The sequence below is a fragment of the Pseudomonas synxantha BG33R genome (assembly GCF_000263715.2).
Lineage (GTDB): Bacteria > Pseudomonadota > Gammaproteobacteria > Pseudomonadales > Pseudomonadaceae > Aquipseudomonas > Aquipseudomonas synxantha_A.
Genome location: NZ_CM001514.1, coordinates 5,178,174 through 5,204,473 on the forward strand (window position 1 = coordinate 5,178,174; position 26,300 = coordinate 5,204,473).

Annotated in this window: 31 protein-coding genes; 15 read left to right on the plus strand and 16 right to left on the minus strand. The window is 59.8% G+C overall.

Annotation, left to right across the window (positions count from 1 at the left end):
• Positions 1 to 80 precede the first annotated feature (80 nt).
• Both PSEBG33_RS04950 and hmpA read right to left on the minus strand, forming a co-directional pair.
• Complete coding sequence (locus PSEBG33_RS04950; RefSeq protein ID WP_005791258.1) at positions 81 to 587, minus strand: disulfide bond formation protein B; 507 nt, start codon at positions 585 to 587, stop codon at positions 81 to 83.
• A 221-nt stretch (positions 588 to 808) separates the two neighbouring features.
• Complete coding sequence (hmpA, locus tag PSEBG33_RS04945) at positions 809 to 1,990, minus strand: NO-inducible flavohemoprotein (protein ID WP_005791260.1); 1,182 nt, start codon at positions 1,988 to 1,990, stop codon at positions 809 to 811.
• A gap of 147 nt (positions 1,991 to 2,137) precedes the next feature.
• On the opposite strand from hmpA, the gene norR reads away from it, so the two are divergent.
• Complete coding sequence (norR, locus tag PSEBG33_RS04940; protein ID WP_005791262.1) at positions 2,138 to 3,682, plus strand: nitric oxide reductase transcriptional regulator NorR; 1,545 nt, start codon at positions 2,138 to 2,140, stop codon at positions 3,680 to 3,682.
• A 14-nt stretch (positions 3,683 to 3,696) separates the two neighbouring features.
• On the opposite strand, the gene PSEBG33_RS04935 is transcribed toward norR, so the two are convergent.
• The gene (locus PSEBG33_RS04935) at positions 3,697 to 4,599 is read right to left on the minus strand and encodes a DMT family transporter (RefSeq protein WP_005791264.1); all 903 of its coding nucleotides are present in this window, start codon (positions 4,597 to 4,599) and stop codon (positions 3,697 to 3,699) included.
• Positions 4,600 to 4,735: 136 nt separating this feature from the next.
• Between PSEBG33_RS04935 and PSEBG33_RS04930 the strand changes: the two genes are divergently transcribed.
• Positions 4,736 to 5,611 carry a helix-turn-helix domain-containing protein gene (locus PSEBG33_RS04930; RefSeq protein ID WP_005791265.1) on the plus strand — a complete coding sequence of 292 codons (876 nt, stop codon included), beginning with the start codon at positions 4,736 to 4,738 and terminating at the stop codon, positions 5,609 to 5,611.
• Between the two features lie 403 nt (positions 5,612 to 6,014).
• Here the strand turns inward: PSEBG33_RS04930 and PSEBG33_RS04925 are convergent, their stop codons facing one another.
• The 4 genes from PSEBG33_RS04925 to PSEBG33_RS04910 all read right to left on the minus strand — a co-directional run bounded on the left by PSEBG33_RS04925 (position 6,015) and on the right by PSEBG33_RS04910 (position 9,342).
• Positions 6,015 to 6,926, minus strand: coding sequence for an SDR family oxidoreductase (locus PSEBG33_RS04925; RefSeq protein WP_005791267.1), 912 nt, complete (start codon positions 6,924 to 6,926; stop codon positions 6,015 to 6,017).
• Between the two features lie 130 nt (positions 6,927 to 7,056).
• Complete coding sequence (locus PSEBG33_RS04920; protein WP_005791269.1) at positions 7,057 to 7,959, minus strand: alpha/beta fold hydrolase; 903 nt, start codon at positions 7,957 to 7,959, stop codon at positions 7,057 to 7,059.
• Positions 7,959 to 8,741 (minus strand): class II aldolase/adducin family protein, encoded by a 783-nt coding sequence (locus PSEBG33_RS04915; protein ID WP_005791271.1) that lies wholly within the window; start codon positions 8,739 to 8,741, stop codon positions 7,959 to 7,961. Before PSEBG33_RS04915 ends, PSEBG33_RS04920 begins: the two co-directional genes overlap by 1 nt.
• A gap of 145 nt (positions 8,742 to 8,886) precedes the next feature.
• Complete coding sequence (locus tag PSEBG33_RS04910; RefSeq protein ID WP_005791273.1) at positions 8,887 to 9,342, minus strand: flavodoxin; 456 nt, start codon at positions 9,340 to 9,342, stop codon at positions 8,887 to 8,889.
• A 129-nt stretch (positions 9,343 to 9,471) separates the two neighbouring features.
• On the opposite strand from PSEBG33_RS04910, the gene PSEBG33_RS04905 reads away from it, so the two are divergent.
• Positions 9,472 to 9,939 carry a PAS domain-containing protein gene (locus tag PSEBG33_RS04905; RefSeq protein WP_005791275.1) on the plus strand — a complete coding sequence of 156 codons (468 nt, stop codon included), beginning with the start codon at positions 9,472 to 9,474 and terminating at the stop codon, positions 9,937 to 9,939.
• 58 nt (positions 9,940 to 9,997) lie between these two features.
• On the plus strand, positions 9,998 to 10,603 hold the full coding sequence (locus tag PSEBG33_RS04900; protein ID WP_005791278.1) for a hypothetical protein: 606 nt from the start codon (positions 9,998 to 10,000) through the stop codon (positions 10,601 to 10,603).
• Positions 10,604 to 10,605: 2 nt separating this feature from the next.
• Here the strand turns inward: PSEBG33_RS04900 and PSEBG33_RS04895 are convergent, their stop codons facing one another.
• Positions 10,606 to 11,562 carry a MerR family transcriptional regulator gene (locus PSEBG33_RS04895; RefSeq protein ID WP_005791280.1) on the minus strand — a complete coding sequence of 319 codons (957 nt, stop codon included), beginning with the start codon at positions 11,560 to 11,562 and terminating at the stop codon, positions 10,606 to 10,608.
• Between the two features lie 212 nt (positions 11,563 to 11,774).
• Between PSEBG33_RS04895 and PSEBG33_RS04890 the strand changes: the two genes are divergently transcribed.
• The 6 genes from PSEBG33_RS04890 (at position 11,775) to PSEBG33_RS04865 (ending at position 14,774) form a co-directional block, all read left to right on the plus strand.
• Positions 11,775 to 12,332, plus strand: coding sequence for a hypothetical protein (locus tag PSEBG33_RS04890; RefSeq protein WP_005791281.1), 558 nt, complete (start codon positions 11,775 to 11,777; stop codon positions 12,330 to 12,332).
• Positions 12,333 to 12,387: 55 nt separating this feature from the next.
• On the plus strand, positions 12,388 to 13,098 hold the full coding sequence (gene folM, locus PSEBG33_RS04885; protein WP_005791283.1) for a dihydromonapterin reductase: 711 nt from the start codon (positions 12,388 to 12,390) through the stop codon (positions 13,096 to 13,098).
• 20 nt (positions 13,099 to 13,118) lie between these two features.
• Positions 13,119 to 13,679, plus strand: a complete 561-nt coding sequence (gene folE / locus PSEBG33_RS04880; RefSeq protein WP_005791285.1) for a GTP cyclohydrolase I FolE — start codon at positions 13,119 to 13,121, stop codon at positions 13,677 to 13,679.
• Between the two features lie 2 nt (positions 13,680 to 13,681).
• Positions 13,682 to 14,053: a dihydroneopterin triphosphate 2'-epimerase gene (folX, locus tag PSEBG33_RS04875; RefSeq protein WP_005791287.1), complete on the plus strand. Its 372-nt coding sequence runs from the start codon at positions 13,682 to 13,684 to the stop codon at positions 14,051 to 14,053.
• An 84-nt stretch (positions 14,054 to 14,137) separates the two neighbouring features.
• A complete protein-coding gene (locus PSEBG33_RS04870; protein WP_005791288.1) occupies positions 14,138 to 14,434 on the plus strand; it encodes a DUF1244 domain-containing protein in 297 nt (98 codons plus the stop codon).
• Positions 14,427 to 14,774, plus strand: coding sequence for a HopJ type III effector protein (locus PSEBG33_RS04865; RefSeq protein ID WP_005791290.1), 348 nt, complete (start codon positions 14,427 to 14,429; stop codon positions 14,772 to 14,774). Before PSEBG33_RS04870 ends, PSEBG33_RS04865 begins: the two co-directional genes overlap by 8 nt.
• 142 nt (positions 14,775 to 14,916) lie before the next feature.
• Here the strand turns inward: PSEBG33_RS04865 and trxB are convergent, their stop codons facing one another.
• Complete coding sequence (gene trxB, locus PSEBG33_RS04860; RefSeq protein WP_005791292.1) at positions 14,917 to 15,879, minus strand: thioredoxin-disulfide reductase; 963 nt, start codon at positions 15,877 to 15,879, stop codon at positions 14,917 to 14,919.
• Positions 15,880 to 16,172: 293 nt separating this feature from the next.
• On the opposite strand from trxB, the gene cysZ reads away from it, so the two are divergent.
• From cysZ to PSEBG33_RS04845, 4 genes are all read left to right on the plus strand, one after another.
• Positions 16,173 to 16,937, plus strand: a complete 765-nt coding sequence (gene cysZ, locus PSEBG33_RS04855; protein WP_005791294.1) for a sulfate transporter CysZ — start codon at positions 16,173 to 16,175, stop codon at positions 16,935 to 16,937.
• Positions 16,938 to 16,991: 54 nt separating this feature from the next.
• Complete coding sequence (locus tag PSEBG33_RS04850) at positions 16,992 to 18,170, plus strand: glycosyltransferase family 4 protein (RefSeq protein WP_032803707.1); 1,179 nt, start codon at positions 16,992 to 16,994, stop codon at positions 18,168 to 18,170.
• A 394-nt stretch (positions 18,171 to 18,564) separates the two neighbouring features.
• Positions 18,565 to 18,885: a hypothetical protein gene (locus tag PSEBG33_RS27765; RefSeq protein WP_157264181.1), complete on the plus strand. Its 321-nt coding sequence runs from the start codon at positions 18,565 to 18,567 to the stop codon at positions 18,883 to 18,885.
• A gap of 49 nt (positions 18,886 to 18,934) precedes the next feature.
• Positions 18,935 to 19,114: a hypothetical protein gene (locus PSEBG33_RS04845; protein WP_005791298.1), complete on the plus strand. Its 180-nt coding sequence runs from the start codon at positions 18,935 to 18,937 to the stop codon at positions 19,112 to 19,114.
• A gap of 49 nt (positions 19,115 to 19,163) precedes the next feature.
• On the opposite strand, the gene PSEBG33_RS04840 is transcribed toward PSEBG33_RS04845, so the two are convergent.
• From PSEBG33_RS04840 to rplU, 7 genes are all read right to left on the minus strand, one after another.
• Positions 19,164 to 20,267, minus strand: coding sequence for an NADH:flavin oxidoreductase (locus tag PSEBG33_RS04840; RefSeq protein WP_005791299.1), 1,104 nt, complete (start codon positions 20,265 to 20,267; stop codon positions 19,164 to 19,166).
• Positions 20,268 to 20,459: 192 nt separating this feature from the next.
• A complete protein-coding gene (locus PSEBG33_RS04835; protein ID WP_005791301.1) occupies positions 20,460 to 20,942 on the minus strand; it encodes a glutathione peroxidase in 483 nt (160 codons plus the stop codon).
• Positions 20,943 to 21,043: 101 nt separating this feature from the next.
• Entirely contained in the window at positions 21,044 to 21,508 is a 465-nt protein-coding gene (locus PSEBG33_RS04830; RefSeq protein ID WP_005791303.1) for a CreA family protein, read from the minus strand.
• A 16-nt stretch (positions 21,509 to 21,524) separates the two neighbouring features.
• Entirely contained in the window at positions 21,525 to 22,643 is a 1,119-nt protein-coding gene (gene proB, locus PSEBG33_RS04825) for a glutamate 5-kinase (RefSeq protein ID WP_005791305.1), read from the minus strand.
• Positions 22,644 to 22,752: 109 nt separating this feature from the next.
• Positions 22,753 to 23,976 carry an Obg family GTPase CgtA gene (gene cgtA / locus PSEBG33_RS04820; protein ID WP_005791308.1) on the minus strand — a complete coding sequence of 408 codons (1,224 nt, stop codon included), beginning with the start codon at positions 23,974 to 23,976 and terminating at the stop codon, positions 22,753 to 22,755.
• 192 nt (positions 23,977 to 24,168) lie between these two features.
• The gene (gene rpmA, locus PSEBG33_RS04815; RefSeq protein WP_003176049.1) at positions 24,169 to 24,426 is read right to left on the minus strand and encodes a 50S ribosomal protein L27; all 258 of its coding nucleotides are present in this window, start codon (positions 24,424 to 24,426) and stop codon (positions 24,169 to 24,171) included.
• A 34-nt stretch (positions 24,427 to 24,460) separates the two neighbouring features.
• A complete protein-coding gene (gene rplU / locus PSEBG33_RS04810; RefSeq protein ID WP_003176051.1) occupies positions 24,461 to 24,775 on the minus strand; it encodes a 50S ribosomal protein L21 in 315 nt (104 codons plus the stop codon).
• Positions 24,776 to 25,152: 377 nt separating this feature from the next.
• Between rplU and PSEBG33_RS04805 the strand changes: the two genes are divergently transcribed.
• Positions 25,153 to 26,121, plus strand: a complete 969-nt coding sequence (locus PSEBG33_RS04805; RefSeq protein ID WP_005791318.1) for a polyprenyl synthetase family protein — start codon at positions 25,153 to 25,155, stop codon at positions 26,119 to 26,121.
• Positions 26,122 to 26,300: the final 179 nt, after the last annotated feature.

The window sequence follows — 26,300 nt, forward strand, 5'->3', positions numbered from 1 at the left end:
ACAGCGCTTTCACAAATCCCTACAAACAAAAACGCTCCGGCCTTCACAGGAAGGGCGGAGCGTCTTGTTGGAGCAAGGGCTCAGGCTTTGGGATGACGGTTGCGGTAGATGCACAGTGGCACCAGGATCGCCGTCAGCACGAACGCCACCAGCGCCCATTGGGCCAGGGACAGGCCGAGGATCGGCGGGTAAGGGGTGCTGCAGAAACCATCGACCTGGAACCCCAGGGGAAACACTTTGGCCAGGGGCAGATCGTCGACGATCGGTTGCAACACATCGATGCCGCAGCTGACCTGTGGAAAGAACTGGGTGTACACATGGTGGCCGGCGGCGGCCACGCCACCCAAGGCGCTGAGCACCACCAACCCTTCGAAGAAGGTCACCGCGCCTTTGGTGCGCATGGCGGCACCGATAAACGCGAAGACCGCAATCAGCAGCAAGGCATAGCGTTGCAGGATACACAGCGGGCACGGCGCTTCGCCCAGCACCACTTGCATGTACAGCGCGCCGCCAATCAGCGCCAGGCAGATAATGCCCAGCAACACCAGAAAGCGCCGCTCCCTGCCCAAACGCATGTCGTCAATCATCCCCGTCTTTCCCTTTCTCTGATTATGGTTGTGCCTGATGGCAACAAGTTTACACACAGGCAGTGGTTAAAACAGAGAGGGGTTAACAGCGGATTAATCGTGGTAAACGTAGTGATTATGCGGACGCCACCGCGGGCAAGCCCGACTCCCACAGAGAACGCATTCCAATGTGGGAGCCGGGCTTGCCCGCGATGATGCCGATACGGTCAATGGGCTAAAATCTATTCAAGCGCCGCCGCCGGGCCGAAGAACTCATAGCGCGCCTGCTTATCCGGCACACCCAGGGCATTGAGATGACGCTTGATCGCCGCCATGAAGCCCTTGGGCCCCAGGAAGTACGCATCGATATCACGGTCCTCGGGCAACCAGGCCGCCAGTTGCTCCTGATTGAGCATCCCGACCTTGTCCGCCGCCGGGCTGATACCGTCATCCTCGGCGTAGCAGTAGAAGCGCTTGAGCTGCGGGTGCTTGGCCGCCAGGGTATCCACCCAGTCACGGAACGCATGCACCCCGCCATTACGCGCACAGTGAATAAAGTGCACCGGCCGTTCGCTCGCCAGGGCTGCTTCGAGCATCGGCAGGGTTGGCGTAATGCCCACCCCGCCGCTGATCAGCACCAGCGGCTTATCGCTGGCAGCCAGGGTGAACTCGCCCGACGGTGGAAACAGGTCAACCGTTGCGCCAACGTGCATCTGGTCATGCAGGTAGTTGGACACTCGCCCGCCGGCTTCGCGCTTGACGCTGATGCGGTACATGCCGGTATCGGTGAGAGCCGACAGGGAATAGTTGCGACGCACCTCTTCTCCATCGAGGACCAACTTCAGGCCGATGTACTGGCCGGGCGCGGCAGCCAGGATCGGGCCGTTATCCACCGGGGCGAAATAGAAGGAGATGATCTCGTCACTCTCCTCCACACGCTTGACCAACAGGAATGGCCGCGCCCCCCGCCAGCCGCCGGGCGCCTGGGCTTTTTCGTCGTAGATGGCCGCTTCGGCACCGATCAGAATGTCCGCCAACTGGCCGTAGGCCGCGCCCCAGGCACTCATCACCTCAGGGGTGGCAATCTCGCTGCCCAGCACTTCGGAAATAGCCCGCAGCAAGCAGGCACCCACAATCGGGTAATGCTCCGGCAGGATCTGCAAGGCCACGTGCTTGTTGATGATCTTGGCCACCAGGTCGCCCAGTTGGTCCAACTGGTCGATATGCCGCGCATACATCAGCACGCCATTGGCCAGGGCCCGGGGCTGGTCGCCGCTGGCCTGGTGGGCCTGGTTGAACAGCGGGCGGACTTCGGGATACTCGGAGAGCATCATGCGATAGAAATGGGTGATCAACGCTTCGCCGCCGCTTTCCAGCAGGGGCACAGTGGATTTGACGATGGCACGGTCTTGGGCACTCAGCATGGCAGACTCCTGGGTCTTTTTACTCATTACCTTCAGGTAGTCAGTATTCGTGCCAATTAATAAATCGTTATTTTTCAATGGTTTAAATATTTTGTAGTCAATATGACTTCTTACACTTTATAGTCATAACGACTACAAGGAGTCATTATGACTGCAAAATCGCTGCTCACCGCCCTGCTGCCGCTGGTCGCCGACCTGTCCCGCGAATTGCCCGAAGGCGAGCGCTACCGCCGCCTGCTGCAAGCCATGCGCGCCCTGCTGCCGTGTGATGCCGCCGCGCTGCTGCGCCTGGATGGCGAATGGCTGGTGCCGCTGGCGGTGGATGGTTTGAGCGCCGATACCCTGGGCCGCCGTTTCAAGATCAGCGAACACCCGCGCTTTGAAATATTGCTCAGCAGCCCCGGCCCTACCCGCTTCGACAGCGACAGCCAATTGCCCGACCCCTATGACGGCTTGGTCGCCGGTTTGCACGGCCACCTTGAAGTCCACGACTGCATGGGCTGCCCGCTGTTTATCGACGACCAGCCCTGGGGCCTGCTGACCCTTGACGCCCTCGACAACGAACGCTTTGAACGGGTCGAACTGGACGCGCTGCAAGCCTTCGCCAGCCTGGCCGCGGCCACGGTCAATGTGGCTGAACGCATTGAGCGCCTGGCGCTACGGGCCGAAGACGAGCACCAGCGCGCCGAAATCTATCGCCAGGCCAGCGGCCAGCAGCACAAGGAAATGATCGGCCAGAGCAAAGCGCACAAACGGCTGGTCGAGGAAATCAAGCTGGTGGGCGGCAGCGACCTGACCGTGCTGATCACCGGCGAAACCGGGGTCGGCAAGGAACTGGTGGCCCAGGCGATCCATGCCGCGTCATCGCGTGCCGACAAGCCGATGATCAGCCTCAATTGCGCCGCGCTACCGGAAACCCTGGTAGAGAGCGAGCTGTTCGGCCATGTGCGCGGTGCTTTCACCGGCGCGCTGAATGAGCGACGGGGCAAATTCGAACTGGCCAACGGCGGCACGTTGTTCCTGGACGAAGTGGGTGAACTGTCATTGAGCGTGCAAGCCAAGCTGCTGCGCGTACTGCAAAGCGGCCAGTTGCAGCGCCTGGGTTCGGACAAGGAACATCAGGTGGACGTGCGTCTGATTGCCGCCACCAACCGCGACCTTGCCGAAGAGGTGCGCAATGGCCGCTACCGTGCCGATTTCTACCATCGCCTGAGCGTGTACCCGCTGCAAGTGCCGGCGCTGCGTGAGCGCGGACGGGATGTGCTGCTATTGGCAGGCTTTTTCCTCGAACAGAACCGGTCGCGCATGGGCCTGGGCAGCTTGCGCTTGACCAGTGACGCCCAGGCGGCGCTGCTGGCCTACAACTGGCCGGGCAATGTGCGCGAACTGGAACACCTGATCGGACGTAGCGCGCTCAAAGCCTTGGGCAACTGTCGCGAACGTCCGAAGATTCTCAGCCTGAGCGCCCAGGACCTGGACTTGCCTGACATCAGTGCAGCGGTGATTGAAGTACCAGTGCAAGCCGCGCCCATCGCCACTGGCGACCTGCGCCAGGCCACCGAGCACTATCAGCGCCAGATCATCAGCGCCTGCCTGGAACGTCATCAGCACAACTGGGCCGGCGCCGCCCGCGAACTGGGCCTGGACCGCGCCAACCTTGGGCGCATGGCCAAGCGCCTGGGCCTGAAATAGACCAGGCAACTCGGTTAAATGTGTTTCGCTTGGAAAACCGGGGTTACCGGCTTGGGTTTACGAAACACCAATACATTCCCCAACATCACCAGCACCAGCCCCGCCAACGCCGGCGCCGTCCACTGGTAGCCCTCGGCGAATGCGGACACATTCAACGCCACCACCGGAAACAGCACGGTGCAATATGCCGCTTTTTCCGGCCCCATGCGGCCGACCAGGGTGAGGTAGGCGGTAAACCCAATCACCGAGCCCGGGATCACCAGGTACCACAGCGCACCGATATACCGCGCGCTCCAGTCCATCTCGAAGGGAATGCCACGCACTGCGCAATAGGTCGCCAACATGGCTGCCCCATAGGCCATGCCCCAGGCATTGGTGGTCAACGGCTTGAGCCCGGCCTTCTGTTGCAGGCTCGACAGCATATTGCCCGCCGAAAAACACAGCGTTCCCAGCAGCGCCAGGCCCAGCCCGAGCAAGGTCTGCGGGCTGGCGGTATGCCCGGCCAGTTCCGGCCAGAACAGAAAGCCCAGGCCCAGCAGCCCCAGCGCGCCGCCCGTCAATACGTTACGTGCAACCCGCTGGCCGAAAAACACCCGGGCATTCAGGGCATTCCACAAGGTCGCCGTGGAAAACACCACGGCGACCAGGCCACTGGGGATCCACTGGCTGGCGGTGAGAAAGCACATGAAGTTGACGCAGAACAGGCACAGCCCTTGGGCCAGGCAAATCAGGTGCCCGCGGCGGTTCATCACCTGCAATTTGCGGCTGAGCAGCAACAGCGCGAACAGCACCAGCGCCGCCAGGCCGAAGCGATAGACAATCGACACGGGAATCGCCACCACGCCCAGTTGCCATTTGAGCGCGATCCAGGTGGTACCCCAAATCAGGACCGTGAGTAAGTACAAGAAGAGGTTCATAGCAGGCTCCGACGATTGAGCCACAGTGTTGCGGTTAATCGCCCTGAGGTTCTTGCACATTCTTGCGCTTTTGTCGGGTGACGGGCTCACAGCGCTCGCCGCCGGGAGTAGGATGCAAGGCGTCGGAGAACACACCATGCCAGAGCTGGAATCGCTGCACGTCTTTCAATCCCTCAACCGCTCGCCCCACGCACGCCTGGAAGCCTGCGCCGAGCTCGGTGACGGTTTGTCTGCGGCCGTTTGGAGCAACCACCACGATGCCCAGGACTATCAGGCGCCCAGCCATCACACCTTGTCCTGCTATATCGGCGGCGGCACTGGCACCTTTCGTCGCGACCGACCGGGTACCAAGGGCGGCCCCGACAAATTGTGCATTCTGCCGGCCGAGCACCAGTCGGCGTGGGTGATCAACGGCGAGATTCGCCTGGCCCACGTGTATTTCAGCCCGGAGCAATTTGCCCTCGGCTGCGTCACCCTGCTGGACCGCGAGCCGCGGGAATTGCAGTTGCGTGAGACGACCTTCCTTGAAGACGCCCGCCAGGCCCGGCGCTTTCACCAGCTGATTAGCCTCAACTGGCTCGAACCCGCAGAGCGCTTGCTGACCAGCAGCCTGGCCCATGAGTTGCTCAGCCACACTTTGCTCAATCAGGTCGGCGTACGCGAGGGCCTGCGCCTCAAAGGCGGGCTGGCGGCGCACCAACGGCGGCGACTGGTGGAGTACATCGACCACCATGTCGAAGAGCCCATCAGCCTCGGCCAGTTGGCATCGATGTGCGCGCTGTCGGAATACCATTTCGCCCGGATGTTCCGTCAGAGTTTCGGCGTGCCGCCCCATCAATACCTGCTGGCACGCCGTCTGGCGCGGGCGCAGACCCTGCTGCGCAGCAGCACGCTGCCCCTGGGTGAGGTGGCCTTGAGGTGCGGTTTTTCCAGCGCCAGCCATTTCAACCAGCGCTTTCGCCAGGCCTTGGGGGCCACCCCGGGCGAATACCGCCAGGCATTGCGCGCCTAGGCCATCAGGCCCAGCGTCGTCGCCTTGGCCAGCGCCTGTGCCCTGAAGATGGCGCATGAACGGGGTGGGTAGGGGGTTATTGGAAGAGTCGATGAACGCCGCGCAACTGTTGCGTAATTGGTAACAGTCCTTGTCCTGAACTGCTATTACTCATTTTGTTACAAGCGACTATTCTTACCTCGCTTTCAGGGCAAATGGCCCGCTCCCTGCTGGGGGAGAACAGCAGATTTACAACGGATTGATCCCGTATTCAGTCTGTTACCGGTGTTCACTGACGTTGATTTGTCGCTCCTTGATCCAACGTCTTACTTCGGCCGCTGCTTATGCAGCGGCCTTTTTTATGCCTGAAATAAAACGGGGCGTCATCGACGCCCCGCGAGATTCAGTGATGTTCCGGCAATGATCAGAGGCTGAACTTCTGCAAGTTGGCCATCATCTCCTTCAATGCCTCAATGTTGTCCTTGGGATGTGCAGCCCCTTCGAAATCACAGATCTGCTGCCAGTGCGCCGCCACGTCGTCCGGCGAGAAGCCCGCTTCGGGATCAAACCCCACCCCCAGGCTGCGCTCCCAACGGGTCTTGCCGATCCAGCCGCCACCCACTTCGAACAACCCTGAAGTTTCCTGGCAGGCTTCACTGCCCAAATACACCACCAACGGGCTGACCAGTTCCGGCTTGAGCCGCTCGAATACCTGGGGCGGGATCAGCCCTTCGGTCATGCGCGTACCGCCGGTAGGGGCGATGGCGTTGACCAGGATATTGTTCTTGCGCCCTTCCAGCGCCAGGGTGCGGGTCAACCCATACAGGCCCAGCTTGGCCATGCCGTAGTTTGACTGGCCGAAGTTGCCGTAGATGCCTGACGTGGAGGCGGTGAAGATCACCCGACCATAACCTTGCTCGCGCAGATGGGGCCAGGCGGCACGCGTAACCTTGTAGGCGCCTTCGACGTGCACCCGGTAAACCAGGTCCCAGTCGCCGTCGTCCATCTTGTGGAAAGTCTTGTCGCGCAGGATCCCGGCATTGTTAACCACCACGTCGATCCGGCCGAAGACATCCAGAGCGTTCTGTACGATCTTGTCACCGTCGGTGACCGAGTCATGGTTGGCCTCGGCAATGCCGCCTGCCGCGCGAATCTCGGCAACCACCCGATCGGCCGCCGAGGCGTTGGCGCCCTCGCCCTGGGTGGAGCCACCCAAGTCATTGACCAGCACTTTGGCCCCGTGCCTGGCGAACAGCAGCGCATGGGCACGGCCCAGGCCACCGCCGGCACCGGTGACGATCACGACCTTATCCTGGAACTGCACTGATTCACTCATACCGAACTCCGCTGGCGACAATGGGAATAGGCAGAGTGTCACGCACAGGGCCTTTGGTCACAATAAAAACGACCGAGGCTGAATGGTGCTCAATAAGGCATCAGGATGATGCTCGTTATAGAAGCCAGGCTCAGGAATAGACCGCTTGCGGTGACGGCTGGCCGATGCGATCACGAAATGCCTGGTAATGCCTGAGCACCTGCACCGGTGCTTCGATCTGCGGGTAATGGCCGATATCGGCCAGCAACACCGTATCGGCGTGGGGCACCAGTTGCTCAAAGCGCTCGACCATATGGCCGCCGGAAATCGGGTCCACCTCGCCGTCGATCACCCGCATCGGCACGCTGCCGTGCTGCATGGCGGCCACCCAGCGATCACGCAAGCGTCGACGCTGGGGAATGTAGGCGATCAGTTTGTGCAGGATACGCGGCCCGTCATTGCAACTGATCAGACTCCAGAAATCATCCAGAGCGCTTTCACTGGGCCGCGTTCGCGGGCCGAATATCTGGCTGAAACTGCTGGCCAGGGCATTGCGCCCATAAGCCCGGCCGATCATCCAGCCCAATGGGCTGAGCAATAATTTTTGCACCAGGGTGGGACGGTGGGTTTCCGGGAACAGCCCGCCGTTGAGAAATACGCAACTGGCCATCTGGAAGCGGCCTTCATAATGCCGGGCAAGTAACTCCTGGGCGACGCTGTCGCCGTAGTCATGGGCCAATACATGCACCGGCTGCTCCACTCCCAGGTGTTCAAGCAACGCCTGTTGCACGTCGGCTTGCTCCAACAGGCAATAGTCGTGGCTCAGGGGCTTGGCCGAGTCACCAAAACCGAGCATGTCGCAGGCAATCACCAGATTGCGCTGGGCCAGGGGCTGCCACAGGTAATGCCAATCCCAACTGGCGGTGGGAAAACCATGAAGCAGCAGCAGCGGTGTGCCCTGCCCGGCCACCCAATACCGCAGGGTATGACCACGAAAGACGAAGTCCTGGCCGCGTTTGCGCCAGGCTCTGAGCGGTATCTCGGCGAGTGGCATCAGCTTTTATACCCGGGGTTCTGGTGGTCCAATTTGCGCAGCAGCGCCGGCCAGGCCAGCGCACCTCCCATACCTTGGGCGCTTTTTGTGACAGCCGCCACCATCGCCTTGGCGCCAGCCAGGATTTGCGGTTCGATGGCAATCAGCTGCGCTGCGCCGTTTTGCGCCAGCACCTGGATCTCGCAGGCGCGCTGGAAGGTGAACATCATCAGGAAGGTATCGGCGATGGTGCCAGCACAGGTCAACAAGCCGTGGTTATGCAGCATGAGGAAATTGTTTTGCCCCAGGTCCGCCTGCAAACGGGCTTTTTCCTCGTGGTTCAGCGCTACGCCTTCGTAGGCGTGATAGCCGAGGCTGGACAGCACAAACAGCGACTGCTGACTGATGGGCAATACGCCTTGCTTCTGTGCGCAAACCGCCACACCGGCAGCGGTGTGGGTATGCAACACGCAGGTCACGTCATGGCGCACTTCGTGGATGGCGCTGTGGATGGTATAGCCCGCGGGGTTGATCTCGTAGGGGCTGTCCATTTGCTTGTTGCCGGCCTGGTCAACCTTGACCAGGCTTGAGGCCGTGATTTCGTGGAACATCAGCCCATAAGGGTTGATCAGGAAATCTTCCGTGCCCGGCACCTTGGCCGAAATATGCGTGAAGATCAGGTCATCCCAACCATGCATCGCCACCAGGCGATAACAGGCCGCCAGGTCAACGCGGGTTTGCCATTCGGCAGCACTGACCTGGGCTTTGATGTTTTCTGGCGATGATGCAGGGGCTAGGCTCACGGCAACGTCCTCCTTGGCGCACTTGTTATTGTGTCTAAGTGAGAGCCAGTCTAGTCAGACGCCGTGGCACAAGGAGTTGCCTTCGCAGCCAGCTTGATGACTGAGCGAGTCAGCCAAGAGAATAGTACAACCGCGCCCCCTTCGCTCAACCGCGCAGCGCGACGACCAGTTCAGCCAGCCAAGGCTCGGCGTCGGTTTCCGGGGTCACGCTTTCGCTGGCGTCCAGGCGCAGCATCGGCAGCACTTCACGGACGCCCAGCTCGCCGAACAGTTCGCGCATTTGCTCGCCGCCACCGCAGAACGTATCGCCATAGCTGGCGTCCCCCAGGCCGATGACCGCACCCGGCAGCCCGCGCCAGGCAGCGGGGAGCTGGTCGCGAATGCTTGAGTACAGCGGTTGCAGATTGTCGGGCAACTCGCCCATGCCGGTGGTCGAGGTCACCGCGAGGAACGCATCGGGAGCAAACGCCTGCACCTCGCCCAGGCTGGCGCGAGGGTTGTGCCAGGCTTCAAAACCAGCGTCCTTGAGGATTGTTTCCGCGTGGCGAGCGACTTCTTCAGCCGTACCGTAGACCGAGCCGGAAAGGATGGCGACTTTCATCAATCTGATCCTGTAGTTGAGTCAAAGCCTGGGATATTAGCAGTCTGTGCCGATAATTCAGCGCGCAGCGTGCAAGAATCAAGACTTGCCATAAACTTGCACCGTCAAACACAAGCCATGGACCGCTCAATGATTAACGCCAAGCTGCTGCAAATGGTCGTCAATGCCTCCAACGACGGGATCGTCGTTGCCGAGCGTGAGGGCAAGGACAAACCGCTGATCTACGTCAACCCTGCGTTCGAACGCCTGACCGGCTACACCCTGGACGAGATCCTGTATCAGGACTGCCGCTTCCTCCAGTCCGGTGACCGTGACCAGCCGGCACTGATGGCCATTCGTGACGCCCTCGATAACGGCGGCGCATGTCGCGAGATCCTGCGTAACTACCGCAAGGACGGCACGCACTTCTGGAATGAGCTGTCACTTTCGACGGTGTACAACGAGGCGGACAGGCAAACGTATTTCGTCGGTGTGCAAAAAGACGTCACCACTCAAGTCAAGGCGCAGCAGCGCGTCGCCCAGTTGGAAGCGCAGTTGGCCGAGCTTAAAAACGAGCTCGCGGCGCTCAAGGCGACGAGTGGAATTAACAAACTGTAAAAAACGCAGTCTTTAGAGCGATAATGGCTTTTTAATGCCTCAGCCTTGAGCCAGATCAATGCACCGCGACACGCTTTTGACGCAGGACGAACTGGACTTTATCCAGGACATGCAGCACAACCCGCAGCTCAATCTGCGGGATGCGTGGTCGAGCCTGACGGTTAATGGTGGCGCGCAGATTCGTGATTTGCTCACGCGGCTGGCCGCTCACGACCAGGTCACTATCCAGGCGCAGTTCGACAACCAGCAACTTACCTTCCCCCTGCGCCTGGTGGAAGATGAGTTTCATGCGGTGCATCTGCGCCTGGGCGTGCCGAGCATTTTCGAAGACGGGCCGATGATCCGCCCGTGGCGCCTGGCCCTTGAAGCGCCCGTGGCGCTGGAAAACGTCAAGGGCTACCCCAGTGCATTGTGGGTGCACGAAGTATCATTCAAAGGTGTACTGGTAGAAGTGCGCGGCCGGGCCAAACCGCCCAAGACCTTTTCCCTGTGGTTCAGCCCTTCCGGCTACGAACGTATCGCGCTTCGCGGCACGCTGGAGCGGGAAACCGCCCGAGGCCTGTTCGCTTACCGCCTGAACCAGAGTGATGCAGATGAGATCGAGCGCCTGCGCCAGTTCATTCTGCACCAGCACCGCCTGGTTCATCCCCACGTGCACGCCTGAGTTCAGGTATCCAGGCGACCGCTGAGAAACTGCTGCAAGCGGCGCTGCATCAAACGTCCGTCATTGCCCAGGCAACCTATCGATGAACCTGCCAGGCTGTGCTCGGCGAGGTCCGAGGCATCGCCAGCCAACAGCAACGGGCAATTGAGCGTCAATGCCAGGCGACTGAGCCGCGAAGGCAGTTCTGCACCGGGAGAATGGTTGGAAAACAGCACCAGGGCTTGTGGCCGAGTTCTCTCGCAGACCAGCGTCAACTCATCGAGCGGTTGGCCAACACCCAGAACTTTTACCGCGAGCTTGTCGCTGGATATCAATAAACCCGCGACCAGTAGTTCCAGCTCACGACACTCGCCGGCAATGGCGGCCAGCAACACCCTCGGCGCCGGTGAGGCACAGGCCAATTGCAGCCGTTGAGCGGTGCGCGAACGCAGGAAGTTGTCGAAAAACAGCCATTCGCTGGCTTGGCCAAAACGCCCCTGGTGACGCAGCAATTGCTGCCAGAGGGGCATCATGATGTCCTGAAATACCACGGTGGTTGAATAAGCGCTGAAGATCTGGCCGTACAACTGCCCCAGTTCACGATCATCAAAAGCGCTGATGGCCACCCGCAGTTGCGCCTGCCACTGCTGCCATTCCAGTTCAGTATCGCTGCGCGACGCCGTGGCCAGCTCGCCGGGCCGCTGATCGCGCGCCAGGATCTTGCCCACTTTGCTCACCGCCACGCCGCGTTCGATCCAGTCAAGAATGCGATGAACCGTGTCGATATCGGTGCTTGAGTACAGCCGATGCCCACTTTCGGTGCGAACGGGCTGAATCAAGCCATAGCGACGCTCCCAGGCACGTAATGTCACCGGGTTAACACCTGTAAGTCTTGCCACTTCACGAATTGGAAACAGCACCTCGGCGTCAGCCTGACTATCGGGTGCTGCTTCAAGAGACGGAGCTATGATTTGGGACATCAGCTGTCAGCAATATCCATATGGATTTGGATCCTATTTAACGCCCATTGAAGCCCATGATTCAAGATCTACGGCGATCCATCCGAAGTTTCTGGCGTATTTCGGCAAAACAGGAATAATCCTTGCCTGTTTTTTACGTCGCTGCAGCACCCCGCAGCCTCGTTCGTGCGCCGCTTACCCGGCCCAGCGCACTCGATACCTGGAGATACACCATGTCTACCTCACCCGTCACGTTGATGGTTGCGCGCCGCGTCGCCAAAGGTCGCTACGAAGAATTGATGGCTTGGCTGCGCGAAGGCGAGCAATTGGCCACTGACTTCCCGGGCTACCTGGGTTCCGGCGTACTCGCCCCGCCACCCCATGATGATGAGTTCCAGATCATCTTCCGCTTCGCCGATGAGAAAACCCTGCACGCCTGGGAATTTTCAGCCTCGCGCAGCGCCTGGCTGAGTCGCGGCAGCGAGCTGTTTGCCAACCCTTGCGAGCGTCGTGTCAGCGGTATCGATGGCTGGTTTGGTGCCGTAGGGGCACGCCCGCCGCGCTGGAAACAGGCGGTCGCGATTTGGCTGGCGTTCTTCCCGGTGTCATTGTTGTTCAACTTCGGTCTCGGCCCGCTGCTTGGCGAGTTGGACCTGTTCAGCCGTGTACTGGTCAGCACCGCCGCCCTGACGCCGCTGATGGTTTACTTCTTTATTCCGCTCTCGACGCATCTGTTGGCGAACTGGCTGCACCCCTCGCCACCGCGCAAAGTCACCGAAGCCGCCGTATGAGCACAGGGGCCGGGTCGCTGGTATAGTTTGCGTCTGCCAGCGACTTGAGCCTCCCATGATTGCAACCCACGCACCGATCCTGATCACCGGTGCCGGCCAGCGGGTCGGCCTGCATTGTGCTGAGCGCCTGTTGGATGATGGCTACTCGGTGATTTTCAGTTACCGCAGCGAACGCCCAGGTGTGCAGGCGCTACGTGAACGAGGGGCCGTCGGCGTATTTGCCGACTTTTCCGGCGAAGCCGGGATTCTTGCCTTCATCGCGCAGTTGCAAACCCATACCCAAAGCCTGCGTGCGATCATCCACAATGCTTCGGCCTGGGTCGCGGAAACACCGGGCGACGCAAGCCACGCGTTTATCGACATGTTCAGCGTACACATGCTTGCGCCGTACCTGATCAACCTGCATTGTTCACCCTTGCTGCAACGCTCTACACCTGCCGATATCGTGCATATCAGCGATGACGTGGTGCGCAAGGGCAGCCGTCAGCACATCGCCTATTGCGCCACCAAGGCCGGCCTCGACAGCCTCACGCTATCGTTTGCCGCGCAGTTCGCGCCGCTGATCAAGGTCAACGGTATCGCGCCGGCCATGGTGATGTTCAACGAAGGCGACGACGCGGCCTATCGCGCCAAGGTCCTGGCCAAGTCGGCCCTGGGCATCGAGCCCGGGCCTGAGGTGATCTACCAGAGCGTGCGTTACCTGCTGGACAACCCCTATGTCACCGGTACCACCCTGACCGTCAACGGCGGGCGGCATATCAAGTAAGCCGTTTGCGAGGATGTTGTATGACCCTTTCCCTGCCCCACCACTACCGCGAAATCCTCAAGGGCCTGGGCGAAGACCCAGAGCGCGAGGGCCTGCTCGACACACCCAAGCGCGCCGCCAAGGCCATGCAGTACCTGTGTCATGGTTACGCGCAGAACCTGGAAGAAATCGTCAACGGCGCGCTGTTCGCCTCCGACAATGACGAGATGGTGATCCTCAAGGACATCGAGTTGTACTCGTTGTGCGAGCATCACCTGCTGCCCTTTATCGGCAAGGCGCACGTAGCCTATATTCCGACCGGCAAAGTGCTGGGCCTGTCTAAACTGGCGCGCATCGTCGACATGTTTGCCCGGCGCCTGCAGATCCAGGAAAACCTTACGCGGCAAATCGCCGACGCCATCCAGGACGTGACTCAGGCCGCCGGCGTGGCGGTGGTGATCGAAGCCAAGCACATGTGCATGATGATGCGCGGCGTGGAGAAACAGAACTCAACCATGAACACCTCAGTGATGCTCGGTGCCTTCCGCGAATCGAACACCACGCGCATGGAGTTCCTGCAATTGATTGGACGGAGCAAGTAGCAATGCCACAACTTCAACCAGGCATGGCGCGCATCCGGGTCAAAGACCTGCGCCTGCGCACTTTTATCGGCATCAATGAGGACGAAATCCTCAACAAGCAGGATGTGCTGATCAACCTGACCATCCTGTATGCCGCCCAGGAAGCCGTGCGCGACAACGATATCGACCACGCCTTGAACTACCGCACCATCACCAAGGCGATCATCGCCCATGTGGAAGGCAACCGCTTCGCGTTGCTGGAGCGCCTGACCCAGGAATTGCTGGACCTGGTGATGAGCAACGAATCGGTGTTGTACGCCGAGGTGGAAGTCGACAAGCCCCACGCGCTGCGCTTTGCCGAGTCGGTTTCAATAACGCTAGCTGCAAGCCGCTAGCTGCAAGCTTTAAGCTAGAAGCCATACGTATTACAACTTGCAGCTTGAAGCTTACCCGCTTGAAGCTGTCTCGAAGAGACCGCCATGAACGACCAACAACGCCTCGAACTTGAAGCCGCCGCCTTTCGCCGATTGGTGGCCCACCTGGACAGCCGCAAGGATGTGCAGAATATCGACCTGATGAACCTCGCCGGCTTCTGCCGCAACTGCCTGTCCAAGTGGTACAAGGCCGAGGCCGATGAGCGCAAGATCGAGGTCAGCCTCGATGACGCCCGTGAAGTGGTGTACGGCATGCCGTACGCCGAGTGGAAAGCCCAATACCAGCAAGAAGCCAACGCCGACCAACAGGCCGCGTTCGCCAAAGGAAAGCCCCATGACTGATCTGAACAACCTGCGCGCCAGCCTAAACAGTGGCGAACACGTCTTTGCCGACACCCTGGCCTTTATCGCCGACGGTTACGACTACCAGCCACAAGCGTTCACCAATGGCGATGTGGAAAACGCAGCCGGACAAAACGAAGGTTCGTGCAAGACCCTGGGCCTGGCCTTGCTGGAAGGCTTGAGCGATCAGGAAGCGTTGCTGGCGTTTGGTGAGCATTACCGATCGGTGGTGGCGACGCCTGAAGGCAGTGACCATGGCAATATTCGGGCGTTGATTGCACAAGGTCTGGCTGGCGTGAAGTTCACCACGCAGCCCCTGACACGCCGTTGCCCCATGTAGGAGCGAGCTTGCTCGCGAAGAACCAGAGGGCGCCGCGACACGCTGCATTATCGTTGACGTCTTTCGCGAGCAAGCTCGCTCCTACAGTAATCGCACACATAAAAAAACCGGCCTCGCAGCCGGTTTTTTCAGTTCAATGGGTTCAGAACGAAGCGTCCTTCAAACCATCGAGGTAGCGCTCGGCATCCAGGGCCGCCATGCAACCGGCGCCAGCCGAGGTAATGGCCTGGCGGTAGACGTGGTCAGCCACATCACCGGCAGCGAAGATACCTTCGATGTTGGTCGCAGTCGCATTGCCTTCACGGCCGCCCTGCACCACTAGGTAACCGTCTTTGGCTTCCAGCACGCCCTCGAACAACGAAGTGTTCGGAGTGTGGCCGATGGCAATGAACACGCCATCGACTTTCAGTTTGTCGAAGCTGCCGTCGTTGTTTTTCAGGCGAGCACCGGTCACGCCCATGTTGTCGCCCAGGACTTCATCCAGGGTGGCATTGAGCTTGAGGATAATCTTGCCTTCGGCAACACGTGCATGCAGCTTGTCGATCAGGATTTTCTCGGCGCGGAAAGTCTCACGGCGATGAACCAGGGTCACGGTGCTGGCGATGTTGGCCAGGTACAGCGCCTCTTCGACAGCTGTGTTGCCACCGCCCACAACGGCAACCGGCTTGTTGCGATAGAAGAAACCGTCGCAGGTGGCGCAGGCGGAAACGCCCTTGCCCATGAACGCTTCTTCGGACGGCAGGCCCAGGTAACGTGCGCTGGCGCCAGTGGCGATGATCAGCGCGTCGCAGGTGTACACGCCGCTGTCACCGGTCAGGCTGTAAGGCTTTTTCGAGAAGTCGACCTGGTTGATATGGTCGAAGACGATCTCTGTTTCGAAGCGCTCGGCGTGCTCTTTCATACGCTCCATCAGCACCGGGCCGGTCAGGCCGTGGACATCGCCCGGCCAGTTGTCGACCTCAGTGGTGGTGGTCAACTGGCCGCCCGCCTGCATGCCAGTGATCAGCAGCGGCTTGAGATTGGCCCGGGCAGCGTAGACGGCAGCGCTGTAACCGGCAGGGCCGGAACCGAGAATAATCACTCGGGAATGACGGGTATCAGTCATGACTCACTCCTATCGACCGCCCGGACCACAGAGCGGCTGGAATAAAAAAGGACGGCGAAGCACTTGGGGAAGGCTTTAACTCGCCAGGTCCTGAAAATAATGGGTGCAGCGTATCGAGGGGGGCAAGATTAAGGAAATACGCATTAACAATCCAGCTCATAGCTACTCTCTATGCGCCTGGTCAGGTTAATCGATGCCTTTGTAACCCCGGATGTCGCCTGCCGGCCCATGCTTTCACATCGCGTGCAAAGCCGGTAAGGTCGGCGCGTTCGTCACCTTGCTCGGAGTTCTCCATGCCTGCCCCTGCTCTTTCCGGCCCGCAATACCTGCGTGAAGGTCTCAAACTGGTGTTGAGCCCCGGCTTGCGCCTGTTTGTACTGCTGCCGCTGGCGATCAACCTGGTGTTGTTCGTCGGACTGATCTATTTCGCCGGCCATCAGTTCAGCCTGTGGGTCGATAGCTTGATACCGACCTTGCCCAGCTGGCTAGGCTTTTTGAATTACTTGTTGTGGCCGCTGTTTGTCGTGCTGGTGGTGCTGATGGTGTTTTTCACCTTCACCATGCTCGCCAATATTATCGCCGCGCCGTTCAATGGGTTTCTCGCAGAGAAAGTCGAGGTGGTGGTACGTGGCACCGATGACTTTCCACCGTTCAGTTGGAGTGAGCTGATCGCCATGGTGCCCCGCACCCTGGCCCGGGAGATGCGCAAGCTGGGTTACTTCCTGCCGCGGGCCATCGGCCTGTTTATCCTGTCGTTCATTCCCGTGGTCAACCTGATCGCGGCGCCGCTGTGGTTGCTCTTTGGCGTATGGATGATGGCCATCCAGTACATCGACTACCCGGCCGACAACCACAAACTGGGCTGGAACGAGATGCTCGCCTGGCTGCGCCAGAAGCGCTGGCAGAGCATGAGCTTCGGCGGCATTGTCTATCTGGTGCTGCTGGTGCCGGTTGTCAACCTGCTGATGATGCCGGCGGCAGTCGCCGGGGCGACGTTGTTCTGGGTGCGTGAGCAAGGTGCCGAGGCGATGGCGCAGCAAGCCGTGACCCCGTCATAAATTCATCATCACACAGACACAATGGCGACATGGCCCACGGTGACACTGTGGGTCATGACGACAGCCTCGCTTCACATCACCCTTATTACCGAAACCTTCCCGCCGGAAATCAACGGCGTGGCCAATACCCTTGGCCGCCTGTGCGAGGGTTTGCGCTCGCGTGGCCACCAGGTCGAACTGGTGCGCCCACGTCAGGGCGCCGATCAGAGCCGACCGAGTGACGATCAACTGCTGCTGTGCCGCGGCTGGCCATTACCCGGTTACCCAGGGCTGCAATGGGGCCAATCGTCGATGCGCAAACTGCTCAGACGCTGGAGCCGCCAGCGCCCGGACGTGTTGTATATCGCCACCGAAGGGCCGTTGGGTTTATCCGCTCTGCGTGCGGCGCGGCGTCTGGGAATCAGTGTTGTCAGCGGCTTTCATACCAATTTCCAGCAGTATTCGAACCAGTACGGTTTGAGCCTGCTCAGTCGCATGGTCACCCATTACCTGCGCTGGTTTCACAACCGATCGAGCCTGACCCTGGTACCGAGTGCCAGTCAGCGCCTGGAACTGGAGCGTCGGCATTTTGAGCGCCTGGGGATGTTGGCCAGGGGCGTCGACAGCCAATTGTTCCACCCCGCCAAACGCGACAGCGCTCTGCGGGAAAGCTGGGCATTGAATAATGGGCAAATCGCAGTGCTGCATGTAGGGCGGCTGGCCCAGGAAAAGAACCTTGGCCTGCTCAAGCGCTGTTTCGAGACCTTGCAGAACAGATACCCATTGCGCCAGATGAAACTGATCATCGTCGGTGATGGACCACAACGAGCAATGCTGGAAAAGGACCTTCCCGAAGCAATTTTCTGCGGTGCCTTGCGCGGTGAAGAACTGGCTCGTCATTACGCGTCAGGCGATGTGTTCCTGTTCCCCAGCCTGACCGAAACCTTTGGCAACGTGGTACTGGAAGCCATGGCGTCGGGGTTGGGTGTCGTGGCCTATGACCAGGCTGCCGCCACCCAGCATATACGTCATGGATACAACGGGGTGCTGGCGATGCCGGAGGATGAAAATGCGTTTTGCGATGCCGCCAACTGGCTGCTGGAGGACGCAGAGAGTCTACGCCGTATGCGCCTCAATGCCCGTCAACACGCAAGCCGCCAGGGTTGGCCAGCGATTGTCGAACAGTTCGAACAGCAGTTGCGAGGTGTGTGTGGGGAACATTTTATCGTCCCAACACAGCCGCACGCAGGCTGAAGACTCAGCAATGACTGTAAGCCACTTCACCTGCCTGACAGACGAGCCCCCGAGTAATGGCCCAGGCGGTAGGCTTTTTCGCGCCAGAGCGCCTGAATAAGCGCCCCCCAACAGGATATTTCTGGAACGCCACAGGATTTATCACCACCCACATGACACCTGTCTTATCAGGGGTGTCTTTTACAGATCGCACCCGAGAGGCAGGCATTCATGATGGAAACTTGAGAGATAACTATGTCGACACTGATAAACGAATCCATGGTTCCACGGTACCCGACTACCGATACCTTCGGCCAGAGGCCTACGGGGCCCGACAATGGCTGGCATCGCCCACAGCAACCCCCACGCCCCGACTACGGCTGGCATCGCCCGCAGCAACCTACACGTCCCGACTATGGCTCGCATCGTCCGCAGCAACCCACACAACCCGATTATGGCTGGCATCGTCCGCAGCAACCCACACAACCCGATTATGGCTGGCATCGTCCGCAGCAACCCTCACAACCCGATTATGACTGGCATCGTCCGCAGCAACCCTCACAACCCGATTACGGCTGGCATCGTCCGCAGCAACCCTCACAACCCGATTACGGCTGGCATCGTCCGCAACCCTCACAACCCGATTACGGCTCGCATCGTCCACATCAACCCACACGCCCCGACTACGGTTCGCATCGTCCACAGCAACCCACACATCCATACGACCAAACCCTGACGCAGCCAGTACGCCCCTATTGATCAGCCAACCACAGGAGATACGGAACATGTCAATTTATGGAATGGGTGTACGCAATGGCGTCAACATGCCAACCGCGCAATGGACCCAGCAGCAACAATGGCTGGATCAAGCCCGTGCTGAACCGCCAATCTACGGCCAGCCTGGCCATAAAGACGCGCTCAAGACTGATCACGGTAAAGAGTTGAATAAGCGACCAGAGTATTAATCGCTAAAGAGAAGAAACTCCCTGTGACGCTCACAGGGAGTCCAGCCTTTTACACCAGAGTGGTCAACGCGTCGCGACTGAAGGGCAAGATGTCACTTTCGCGCCCTTCACGCACCTTCACGGCCCAATCCGGGTCTACCAGCAGCGCACGCCCTACGGCCACCAGGTCGAACTCATCGTTATTGAGGCGCTCCAGCAGCTTTTCGAGGCTGGCAGGTTGCGCGACCTTGTCGGTGTTGACCATAAATTGCAGGAACTCGCCATCCAGGCCAACACTGCCCACGGTGATGGTTGGCTTACCCGTGAGCTGACGCGTCCAGCCAGCCAGGTTGAGGTCGGAGCCTTCAAACTCCGGCTCCCAGAAACGGCGAGTGGAGCAGTGGAAAATATCTACGCCGGCCTCAGCCAATGGCTTGAGGAACTCACCCAGCGCCTCAGGGGTTTGCACCAGGCGTGCGGTGTAATCCTGCTGCTTCCACTGCGAGAAACGCAGGATGATCGGAAAGTTCGGCCCTACAGCAGCACGAGTGGCCTCGATCAACTCAATGGCAAAGCGCGAACGGTTGGCCAGGCTGCCACCGTATTCGTCGGTGCGCTGGTTGCTGCCCTCCCAGAAGAATTGATCCACCAGGTAACCGTGGGCGCCATGGATTTCTACACCGTCCATGCCGATCGCCTGGGCGTCCTTGGCAGCTTGGGCGAAGGCGTTGATCACGTCCCTGATGTCCTGTTGCGTCATACCGTGCACAACCACGTTGCCGTCCTTGAGCTTTTCCATCGGGCCATAAGCAGGCACGCTGGCATCAGGCTCGGTGCCGATACGGCGCACGCTACCCACATGCCACAACTGCGGGACAATCTTGCCGCCTTCGGCGTGTACCGCGTCGACCACTTTCTTCCAGCCGGCCAGCGCGGCCTCACCGTAGAAATGCGGGACGTTGGGGTAGCCGTTGGACGCCCGGTGATCGACCACGGTGCCTTCAGTGATGATCAGGCCCACACCGGCAGCCGCACGACGACGGTAGTACTCGATGACCTTGGAGTTGGGTACACCACCCGGAGAGAACGAACGGGTCATGGGCGCCATGACCACGCGGGTCGACAGTTGCAGCCCACCGAGCTGGAAGGGTTTGAACAAGGCTTGGACAGGCATGGCGCACTCCACCAGGACGGGATTTATGACGCGGATAATATGCTGAGTGTGCAGCGCTTAGTAGCACTATTGATCTGGGTGATTAAGGGGTATGAAAGCAGTGGGTAGCTGCAAGCTTAAAGCTGCAAGAGAAGCGGTGGCGCGTCTACTTGCAGCTTAAGGCTTGGGACTTGAAGCTACACCGAAAGGTGTTCAGCTCAGGGCTTTTTCGATGGCCAGGATGATAGTCGGGTCATCCGGAGACGTGCGCGGCGAGAAACGCGCGAGCACCCGGCCATCTTTACCCAACAGGAATTTCTCGAAGTTCCAGGTGATATCCCCAGGAAACTCGGCGCCCTCGCCCGCCAGCAGGCGATACAACTGATGGCGCTCAGGACCGTTCACTTCGAGCTTGCTGCCCAGAGGAAAGGTCACGCCGTAGTTCAGGCTGCAGAACTCGCGGATCTCTTCCTCGGAGCCCGGCTCCTGGCCCGCAAACTGATTGCACGGCAACCCAAGCACCGAAAACCCCTGGTCTTTGTATTGCTGATAGAGGTTTTCCAACGCCGCGTATTGCGGGGTCAAACCACATTTGGACGCCACATTGACCACCAGCACAACCTGGCCCTTGAAGGGCGCCAGCGGTAGCTCTTGTCCGTCCAGGGCTTTGAGTTTCAGATCGTGGAAAGCACTCATGACGAACTCCAGATATCCCATATTCTTTGCATTGCAGCTCTCGGAGCTTACAACCGGCGAGTCTGCAATCATAGACGCCGGTGACAAAACTCGCCTGCAGGTTACTGAGCGGTCGGCCAAGGCAGAATCGGAATCGCCGTCACCGCGTTCTGCGGGCTGCCTTCGATCAAGCGGTCGCTGTAGACCAGATACACCAGGGTATTGCGCTTCTTGTCGAGGAAACGCACCACCTGCATGGTCTTGAACACCAGGGAGGTGCGTTCCTTGAAGACTTCATCCCCGTCCTTGAGTTCGCCCTTGAAATGGATCGGGCCAACCTGGCGGCAGGCAATCGAGGCCTCAGCGCGGTCTTCGGCCAGGCCCAGGCCGCCTTTGACGCCGCCGGTCTTGGCACGCGACAGGTAGCAGGTCACGCCGTCGACCTTGGGGTCGTCAAACGCTTCGACCACAATCCGGTCGTTAGGGCCGACAAACTTGAACACCGTCGAGACCTGGGCGATTTCTTCGGCCGAGGCCAGCAGTGGCATGAGCAATAACAGGCCGAGTAATCCCTTAATTACACGCATCGGGTATTCCTTTCGTTTAAACCAGGATGAGGTTATCGCGGTGCACCAGTTCCGGCTCCGCCATATAGCCCAAGAGTCCGACAATAGCGTCAGACGATTGTCCAATAATCTTCTGTGCTTCAAGGGCGCTGTAGTTGGCCAGGCCACGGGCAATCTCACGACCGTCCGGCGCGACGCACACCACCATCTCACCACGGCGGAAGCTGCCCTGCACCAGCTTGACGCCCACCGGCAGCAAGCTCTTGTTGCCTTGGGACAACGCCGACACCGCGCCCTCGTCCAGCACCAGGGTGCCACGGGTTTGCAGATGCCCGGCCAACCACTGCTTGCGCGCTGCCAGCATGCCGCGTTCCGGTGATAGCAGCGTACCGATGCGCTCACCGGCCTTGAGGCGATCCAGCACGCGCTCCAGGCGCCCACCAACGATGATGGTATGGGCACCGGAACGCGCAGCCAGGCGAGCGGCGCGCAGTTTGGTCTGCATACCGCCACGGCCCAGGGCACCGCCGACACTGCCAGCGACCGCATCCAGTGCCGGGTCATCGGCGCGGGCTTCATAGATCAACTGGGCATCGGGGTTGTTGCGCGGGTCGGCGTCGAACATGCCGTCGCGGTCGGTGAGGATCACCAACAGGTCGGCTTCCACCAGGTTGGCCACCAGCGCAGCCAGGGTGTCGTTGTCGCCGAAACGGATTTCGTCTGTTACCACGGTGTCGTTTTCATTGATGACCGGGATGACCTTGAGCTCCACCAAGGCGCGCAAGGTGCTGCGGGCGTTGAGGTAGCGCTTGCGGTCGGACAGGTCGTCGTGGGTCAGCAGGATCTGCGCCGTGTGGCGGCCGTGCTCGGCAAAGCTGGACTCCCAGGCTTGCACCAGGCCCATCTGGCCGATGGCCGCGGCGGCTTGCAGTTCGTGCATCGCGCTGGGTCGCGCGGTCCAGCCGAGGCGGCTCATCCCGGCGGCGACAGCCCCGGACGACACCAGCACCAACTCGACACCGGCCTCATGCAAGGCCACCATCTGCTCGACCCAGACGCTCATGGCTGCACGATCCAGCCCCTTGCCATCGGCCGTCAGCAACGCACTGCCGATCTTCACGACCCAGCGCTGCGCACCTGTCACTTTGCTCCGCATCATCTTCAACCTTAGAGTGAGGGCTGCGCGACCCAGCGCCGCCCATAACGTTATACCCGGATACCAAAACGCCGCTCCAGGGAGCGGCGTTCAAGTTTATCGCAACGAATCAATCGCGCACGTAAATGATTTCCGGACCGTCTTCATCATCCACGTCTTCTTCGTCCCAATCATCGTCGCCGATGTCATGGACCGACTTCACGCCGCTGCGGCGCAGGGCACGCTGGTCGTCCAGGGCCTGCAACTGGGCACGGGCTTCGTCTTCGATCTGCTGGTCAAGCTCGGCAAGCTCGGCCTTGAATACCGGGTCGGCCGCCAGGCGGTCAGCACGGTCTTCCAGGTAACGCATGATGTCGCGGGTCAGGCGTTCGGTGCCTTCTTTGGCAATGGCCGAGATCACATAGACCGGGCCTTCCCATTCCAGGCGATCGACGATTTCCTTGACGCGCTCTTCGTGCTCTTCCTCAAGGATCTGGTCGCACTTGTTCAGTACCAGCCAGCGATCACGCTCGGCCAGGGCCGGGCTGAACTTGGTCAGCTCGCTGACGATCACTTCGGCGGCATCCGCAGCGCTGGTGTCATCCAGCGGCGCCATGTCGACGAGGTGCAGCAGCAAACGGGTGCGGGACAAGTGCTTGAGGAAGCGAATGCCCAGACCAGCACCGTCGGAAGCGCCTTCGATCAGGCCAGGAATGTCGGCAACCACGAAGCTCTTCCAGCGGTCGACGCTGACCACACCCAGGTTTGGCACCAGGGTGGTGAACGGGTAGTCGGCGACCTTCGGCTTGGCGGCCGATACCGAGCGGATGAAGGTACTTTTGCCGGCGTTCGGCAGGCCCAACAGGCCCACGTCGGCGAGTACTTTCATTTCCAGCTTCAGGTCACGCTGTTCGCCCGGCTTGCCCGGCGTGGTCTGGCGCGGCGCACGGTTGGTACTGGACTTGAATCGGGTGTTACCCAGGCCGTGCCAGCCGCCCTGCACAACCATCAGTTTCTGGCCGGCCTTGGTCAGGTCGCCAATCACTTCCTGTGTCGCGGAATCGATGATCGTGGTGCCGACCGGTACGCGCAGTACCAGGTCCTCACCTTTTTTGCCGGTGCAGTCGGTGCTGCCGCCGTTGGAGCCACGCTCGGCATCGAAGTGCCGGGTGTAACGGTAGTCGACCAGGGTGTTGAGGTTTTCGTCGGCCATCATGTAGATGGAGCCGCCGTCACCGCCGTCACCGCCGTTCGGACCACCGTTTTCGATGAATTTTTCGCGACGGAAACTCATGCAACCGTTACCGCCGTCGCCTGCTTTTACTCGGATGGAAACTTCATCAACGAACTTCATAACAAAACGCCTCTCGCCGCATGGACGAGCTTAAGAAACCAAGACATAAGACTCTTGCAAAAATGAGCGCAGCGACCTCAATCAGCGACCGAAAACTTGCGCCTGAGCTCATCACAAACAGCTTTGCAAGAGACTCACTCCACAAACGAAAAAGCCCCGTCGCAAGACAGGGCTTTTCCAGCGATCTCGCAATTAAGCTGCGACAACGCTCACGTAACGGCGGTTGAACGCGCCCTTTACTTCGAACTTGATCACGCCTTCGATTTTAGCGAAGAGGGTGTGATCTTTACCCATGCCAACACCGTAACCGGCGTGGAATTGGGTGCCGCGCTGACGCACGATGATGTTGCCCGGAATGATTTTCTGGCCGCCATACATCTTCACGCCAAGGCGTTTGGCTTCTGAGTCGCGACCGTTACGGGTACTACCACCAGCTTTTTTGTGTGCCATGAGTCAATTCTCCTAGTGAGGAATTAGGCTGAAATTAAGCCTGAATACCGGTGATTTTGATCTCGGTGTACCACTGGCGGTGGCCCATACGCTTCATGTGGTGCTTACGACGACGGAACTTGATGATGCGGACTTTATCGTGACGACCTTGGGAGATCACTTCAGCCACAACGGTAGCGCCAGCAACAACTGGAGCGCCGATGTTCACGTCATCGCCATTGGCGACCAACAGAACGCGATCAAAAGTAACGGATTCGCCAGTAGCGATTTCCAGTTTTTCGATCTTCAGGTATTCACCTGGGGCGACTTTGTATTGCTTGCCACCAGTAACAATTACTGCGTACGACATGGTATTTCTCCGATAATCCTGCTCACCCAGCGCTTTATAAGAAGAGGTATTGGCTGGCATGGCTGCATGGGATGGACGTCCCGAATGCAATTGCGTAAGGCAGGTGCTGCCCAGGAAGTTCAGGGTGCGCGATTGTACGCAAGGTAAATGGGTGTTGCAAGGGGCCGCCAGTCGCCTTGAAAGCGTAACGAGCGAAGGGAAGACAAGGAAAAAACAGGCGAGGAAGCGGAGTTTACTGGTTGTAAATGAGCATTCCGAGCCTGTTTTTGACGCAGGATTACCGAGCGCAGTAGCTTTCATGGTGACTGGGCGTGCCTTGACACTGCGGGGTCAGGGTCCTAGCATGCCGCGCAACCCTTCTGGAGCGACTGTCGCTGATGCAACCCCAAGCTTTCTACCGCGCGGTCGCGGACGATTTTAGCGCCGTCGACGGCATCATCAAGCAGCAGCTGACGTCTAAAGTGCCGCTGGTCTCCAAAATTGGCGACTATATTACGTCGGCGGGCGGTAAACGCCTGCGTCCTTTATTAGTGCTGCTGTGTGGCAAGGCGCTGGGCCGCGAAGGCGATGACCTGCGCTTGCTGGCCGCGACCATCGAGTTCCTGCACACCGCCACCCTGCTACATGACGACGTGGTCGACATGTCCGGTATGCGGCGTGGCCGCGAGACCGCCAATGCAATGTGGGGCAACGCACCCAGCGTGTTGGTGGGCGACTTCCTGTACTCGCGCTCGTTTGAAATGATGGTCGAACTGGGCTCGATGCCGGTGATGAAAATTCTTTCACAGGCCACGCGCATCATCGCCGAAGGCGAAGTGTTGCAGCTGTCCAAGGTCCGCGACGCCAGCACCACCGAAGAAACGTATATGGAAGTGATTCGCGGCAAAACCGCGATGCTCTTCGAAGCCTCCACCCACAGCGCCGCCGCGCTGTGTGGCGCCACCGCGGAACAGGCCGAAGCCCTGCGTACCTTTGGCGATCACCTGGGCGTGGCGTTCCAACTGGTGGATGACCTGCTCGACTACAAGGGCGATGCCGAAACCCTGGGCAAGAACGTCGGTGATGACCTGGCCGAGGGCAAGCCAACCTTGCCGCTGATCTACACCATGCGCGAAGGCACGCCGGAACAGGCCGCCCTGGTGCGCAAGGCCATCCAGAAAGGCGGGATCGAAGACCTGGAGGCCATCCGTGCCGCCGTCGAAGCCTCCGGTTCCCTGGAGTACACCGCGCAACTGGCGCGTGACTACGTGGCGCGGGCGATCCAGTGCCTGGAAGCCTTGCCGGCCAGTGAATACCGGGATGCATTGGTGGAACTGAGTGAGTTCGCGGTGGCCCGTACTCACTGATTCCGCGTTGATTAATGTGGGAGCTGGCTTGCCTGCGATGACGGTAGTGAATTCACAATCGCTATCGCAGGCAAGCCAGCTCCCCCATTTAGATCGCATTCACCACTGACCTCCCCGCTCTCGCCGCAAAACCCTATATAATGTGCGACTTTTAGTCATCCCTGAACCTCAAGGAGCTT

What these genes read in the sequence shown, in the direction of transcription:
- PSEBG33_RS04950 (WP_005791258.1), bottom strand. Translation starts at nt 587, where the DNA reads ATGATTGACGACATGCGTTTGGGCAGGGAGCGGCGCTTTCTGGTGTTG.
- hmpA (WP_005791260.1), bottom strand. Translation starts at nt 1,990, where the DNA reads ATGCTGAGTGCCCAAGACCGTGCCATCGTCAAATCCACTGTGCCCCTG.
- norR (WP_005791262.1), top strand. Translation starts at nt 2,138, where the DNA reads ATGACTGCAAAATCGCTGCTCACCGCCCTGCTGCCGCTGGTCGCCGAC.
- PSEBG33_RS04935 (WP_005791264.1), bottom strand. Translation starts at nt 4,599, where the DNA reads ATGAACCTCTTCTTGTACTTACTCACGGTCCTGATTTGGGGTACCACC.
- PSEBG33_RS04930 (WP_005791265.1), top strand. Translation starts at nt 4,736, where the DNA reads ATGCCAGAGCTGGAATCGCTGCACGTCTTTCAATCCCTCAACCGCTCG.
- PSEBG33_RS04925 (WP_005791267.1), bottom strand. Translation starts at nt 6,926, where the DNA reads ATGAGTGAATCAGTGCAGTTCCAGGATAAGGTCGTGATCGTCACCGGT.
- PSEBG33_RS04920 (WP_005791269.1), bottom strand. Translation starts at nt 7,959, where the DNA reads ATGCCACTCGCCGAGATACCGCTCAGAGCCTGGCGCAAACGCGGCCAG.
- PSEBG33_RS04910 (WP_005791273.1), bottom strand. Translation starts at nt 9,342, where the DNA reads ATGAAAGTCGCCATCCTTTCCGGCTCGGTCTACGGTACGGCTGAAGAA.
- PSEBG33_RS04905 (WP_005791275.1), top strand. Translation starts at nt 9,472, where the DNA reads ATGATTAACGCCAAGCTGCTGCAAATGGTCGTCAATGCCTCCAACGAC.
- PSEBG33_RS04900 (WP_005791278.1), top strand. Translation starts at nt 9,998, where the DNA reads ATGCACCGCGACACGCTTTTGACGCAGGACGAACTGGACTTTATCCAG.
- PSEBG33_RS04895 (WP_005791280.1), bottom strand. Translation starts at nt 11,562, where the DNA reads ATGTCCCAAATCATAGCTCCGTCTCTTGAAGCAGCACCCGATAGTCAG.
- PSEBG33_RS04890 (WP_005791281.1), top strand. Translation starts at nt 11,775, where the DNA reads ATGTCTACCTCACCCGTCACGTTGATGGTTGCGCGCCGCGTCGCCAAA.
- folM (WP_005791283.1), top strand. Translation starts at nt 12,388, where the DNA reads ATGATTGCAACCCACGCACCGATCCTGATCACCGGTGCCGGCCAGCGG.
- folE (WP_005791285.1), top strand. Translation starts at nt 13,119, where the DNA reads ATGACCCTTTCCCTGCCCCACCACTACCGCGAAATCCTCAAGGGCCTG.
- folX (WP_005791287.1), top strand. Translation starts at nt 13,682, where the DNA reads ATGCCACAACTTCAACCAGGCATGGCGCGCATCCGGGTCAAAGACCTG.
- PSEBG33_RS04870 (WP_005791288.1), top strand. Translation starts at nt 14,138, where the DNA reads ATGAACGACCAACAACGCCTCGAACTTGAAGCCGCCGCCTTTCGCCGA.
- PSEBG33_RS04865 (WP_005791290.1), top strand. Translation starts at nt 14,427, where the DNA reads ATGACTGATCTGAACAACCTGCGCGCCAGCCTAAACAGTGGCGAACAC.
- trxB (WP_005791292.1), bottom strand. Translation starts at nt 15,879, where the DNA reads ATGACTGATACCCGTCATTCCCGAGTGATTATTCTCGGTTCCGGCCCT.
- cysZ (WP_005791294.1), top strand. Translation starts at nt 16,173, where the DNA reads ATGCCTGCCCCTGCTCTTTCCGGCCCGCAATACCTGCGTGAAGGTCTC.
- PSEBG33_RS04850 (WP_032803707.1), top strand. Translation starts at nt 16,992, where the DNA reads ATGACGACAGCCTCGCTTCACATCACCCTTATTACCGAAACCTTCCCG.
- PSEBG33_RS27765 (WP_157264181.1), top strand. Translation starts at nt 18,565, where the DNA reads ATGGCTCGCATCGTCCGCAGCAACCCACACAACCCGATTATGGCTGGC.
- PSEBG33_RS04845 (WP_005791298.1), top strand. Translation starts at nt 18,935, where the DNA reads ATGTCAATTTATGGAATGGGTGTACGCAATGGCGTCAACATGCCAACC.
- PSEBG33_RS04840 (WP_005791299.1), bottom strand. Translation starts at nt 20,267, where the DNA reads ATGCCTGTCCAAGCCTTGTTCAAACCCTTCCAGCTCGGTGGGCTGCAA.
- PSEBG33_RS04835 (WP_005791301.1), bottom strand. Translation starts at nt 20,942, where the DNA reads ATGAGTGCTTTCCACGATCTGAAACTCAAAGCCCTGGACGGACAAGAG.
- PSEBG33_RS04830 (WP_005791303.1), bottom strand. Translation starts at nt 21,508, where the DNA reads ATGCGTGTAATTAAGGGATTACTCGGCCTGTTATTGCTCATGCCACTG.
- proB (WP_005791305.1), bottom strand. Translation starts at nt 22,643, where the DNA reads ATGCGGAGCAAAGTGACAGGTGCGCAGCGCTGGGTCGTGAAGATCGGC.
- cgtA (WP_005791308.1), bottom strand. Translation starts at nt 23,976, where the DNA reads ATGAAGTTCGTTGATGAAGTTTCCATCCGAGTAAAAGCAGGCGACGGC.
- rpmA (WP_003176049.1), bottom strand. Translation starts at nt 24,426, where the DNA reads ATGGCACACAAAAAAGCTGGTGGTAGTACCCGTAACGGTCGCGACTCA.
- rplU (WP_003176051.1), bottom strand. Translation starts at nt 24,775, where the DNA reads ATGTCGTACGCAGTAATTGTTACTGGTGGCAAGCAATACAAAGTCGCC.
- PSEBG33_RS04805 (WP_005791318.1), top strand. Translation starts at nt 25,153, where the DNA reads ATGCAACCCCAAGCTTTCTACCGCGCGGTCGCGGACGATTTTAGCGCC.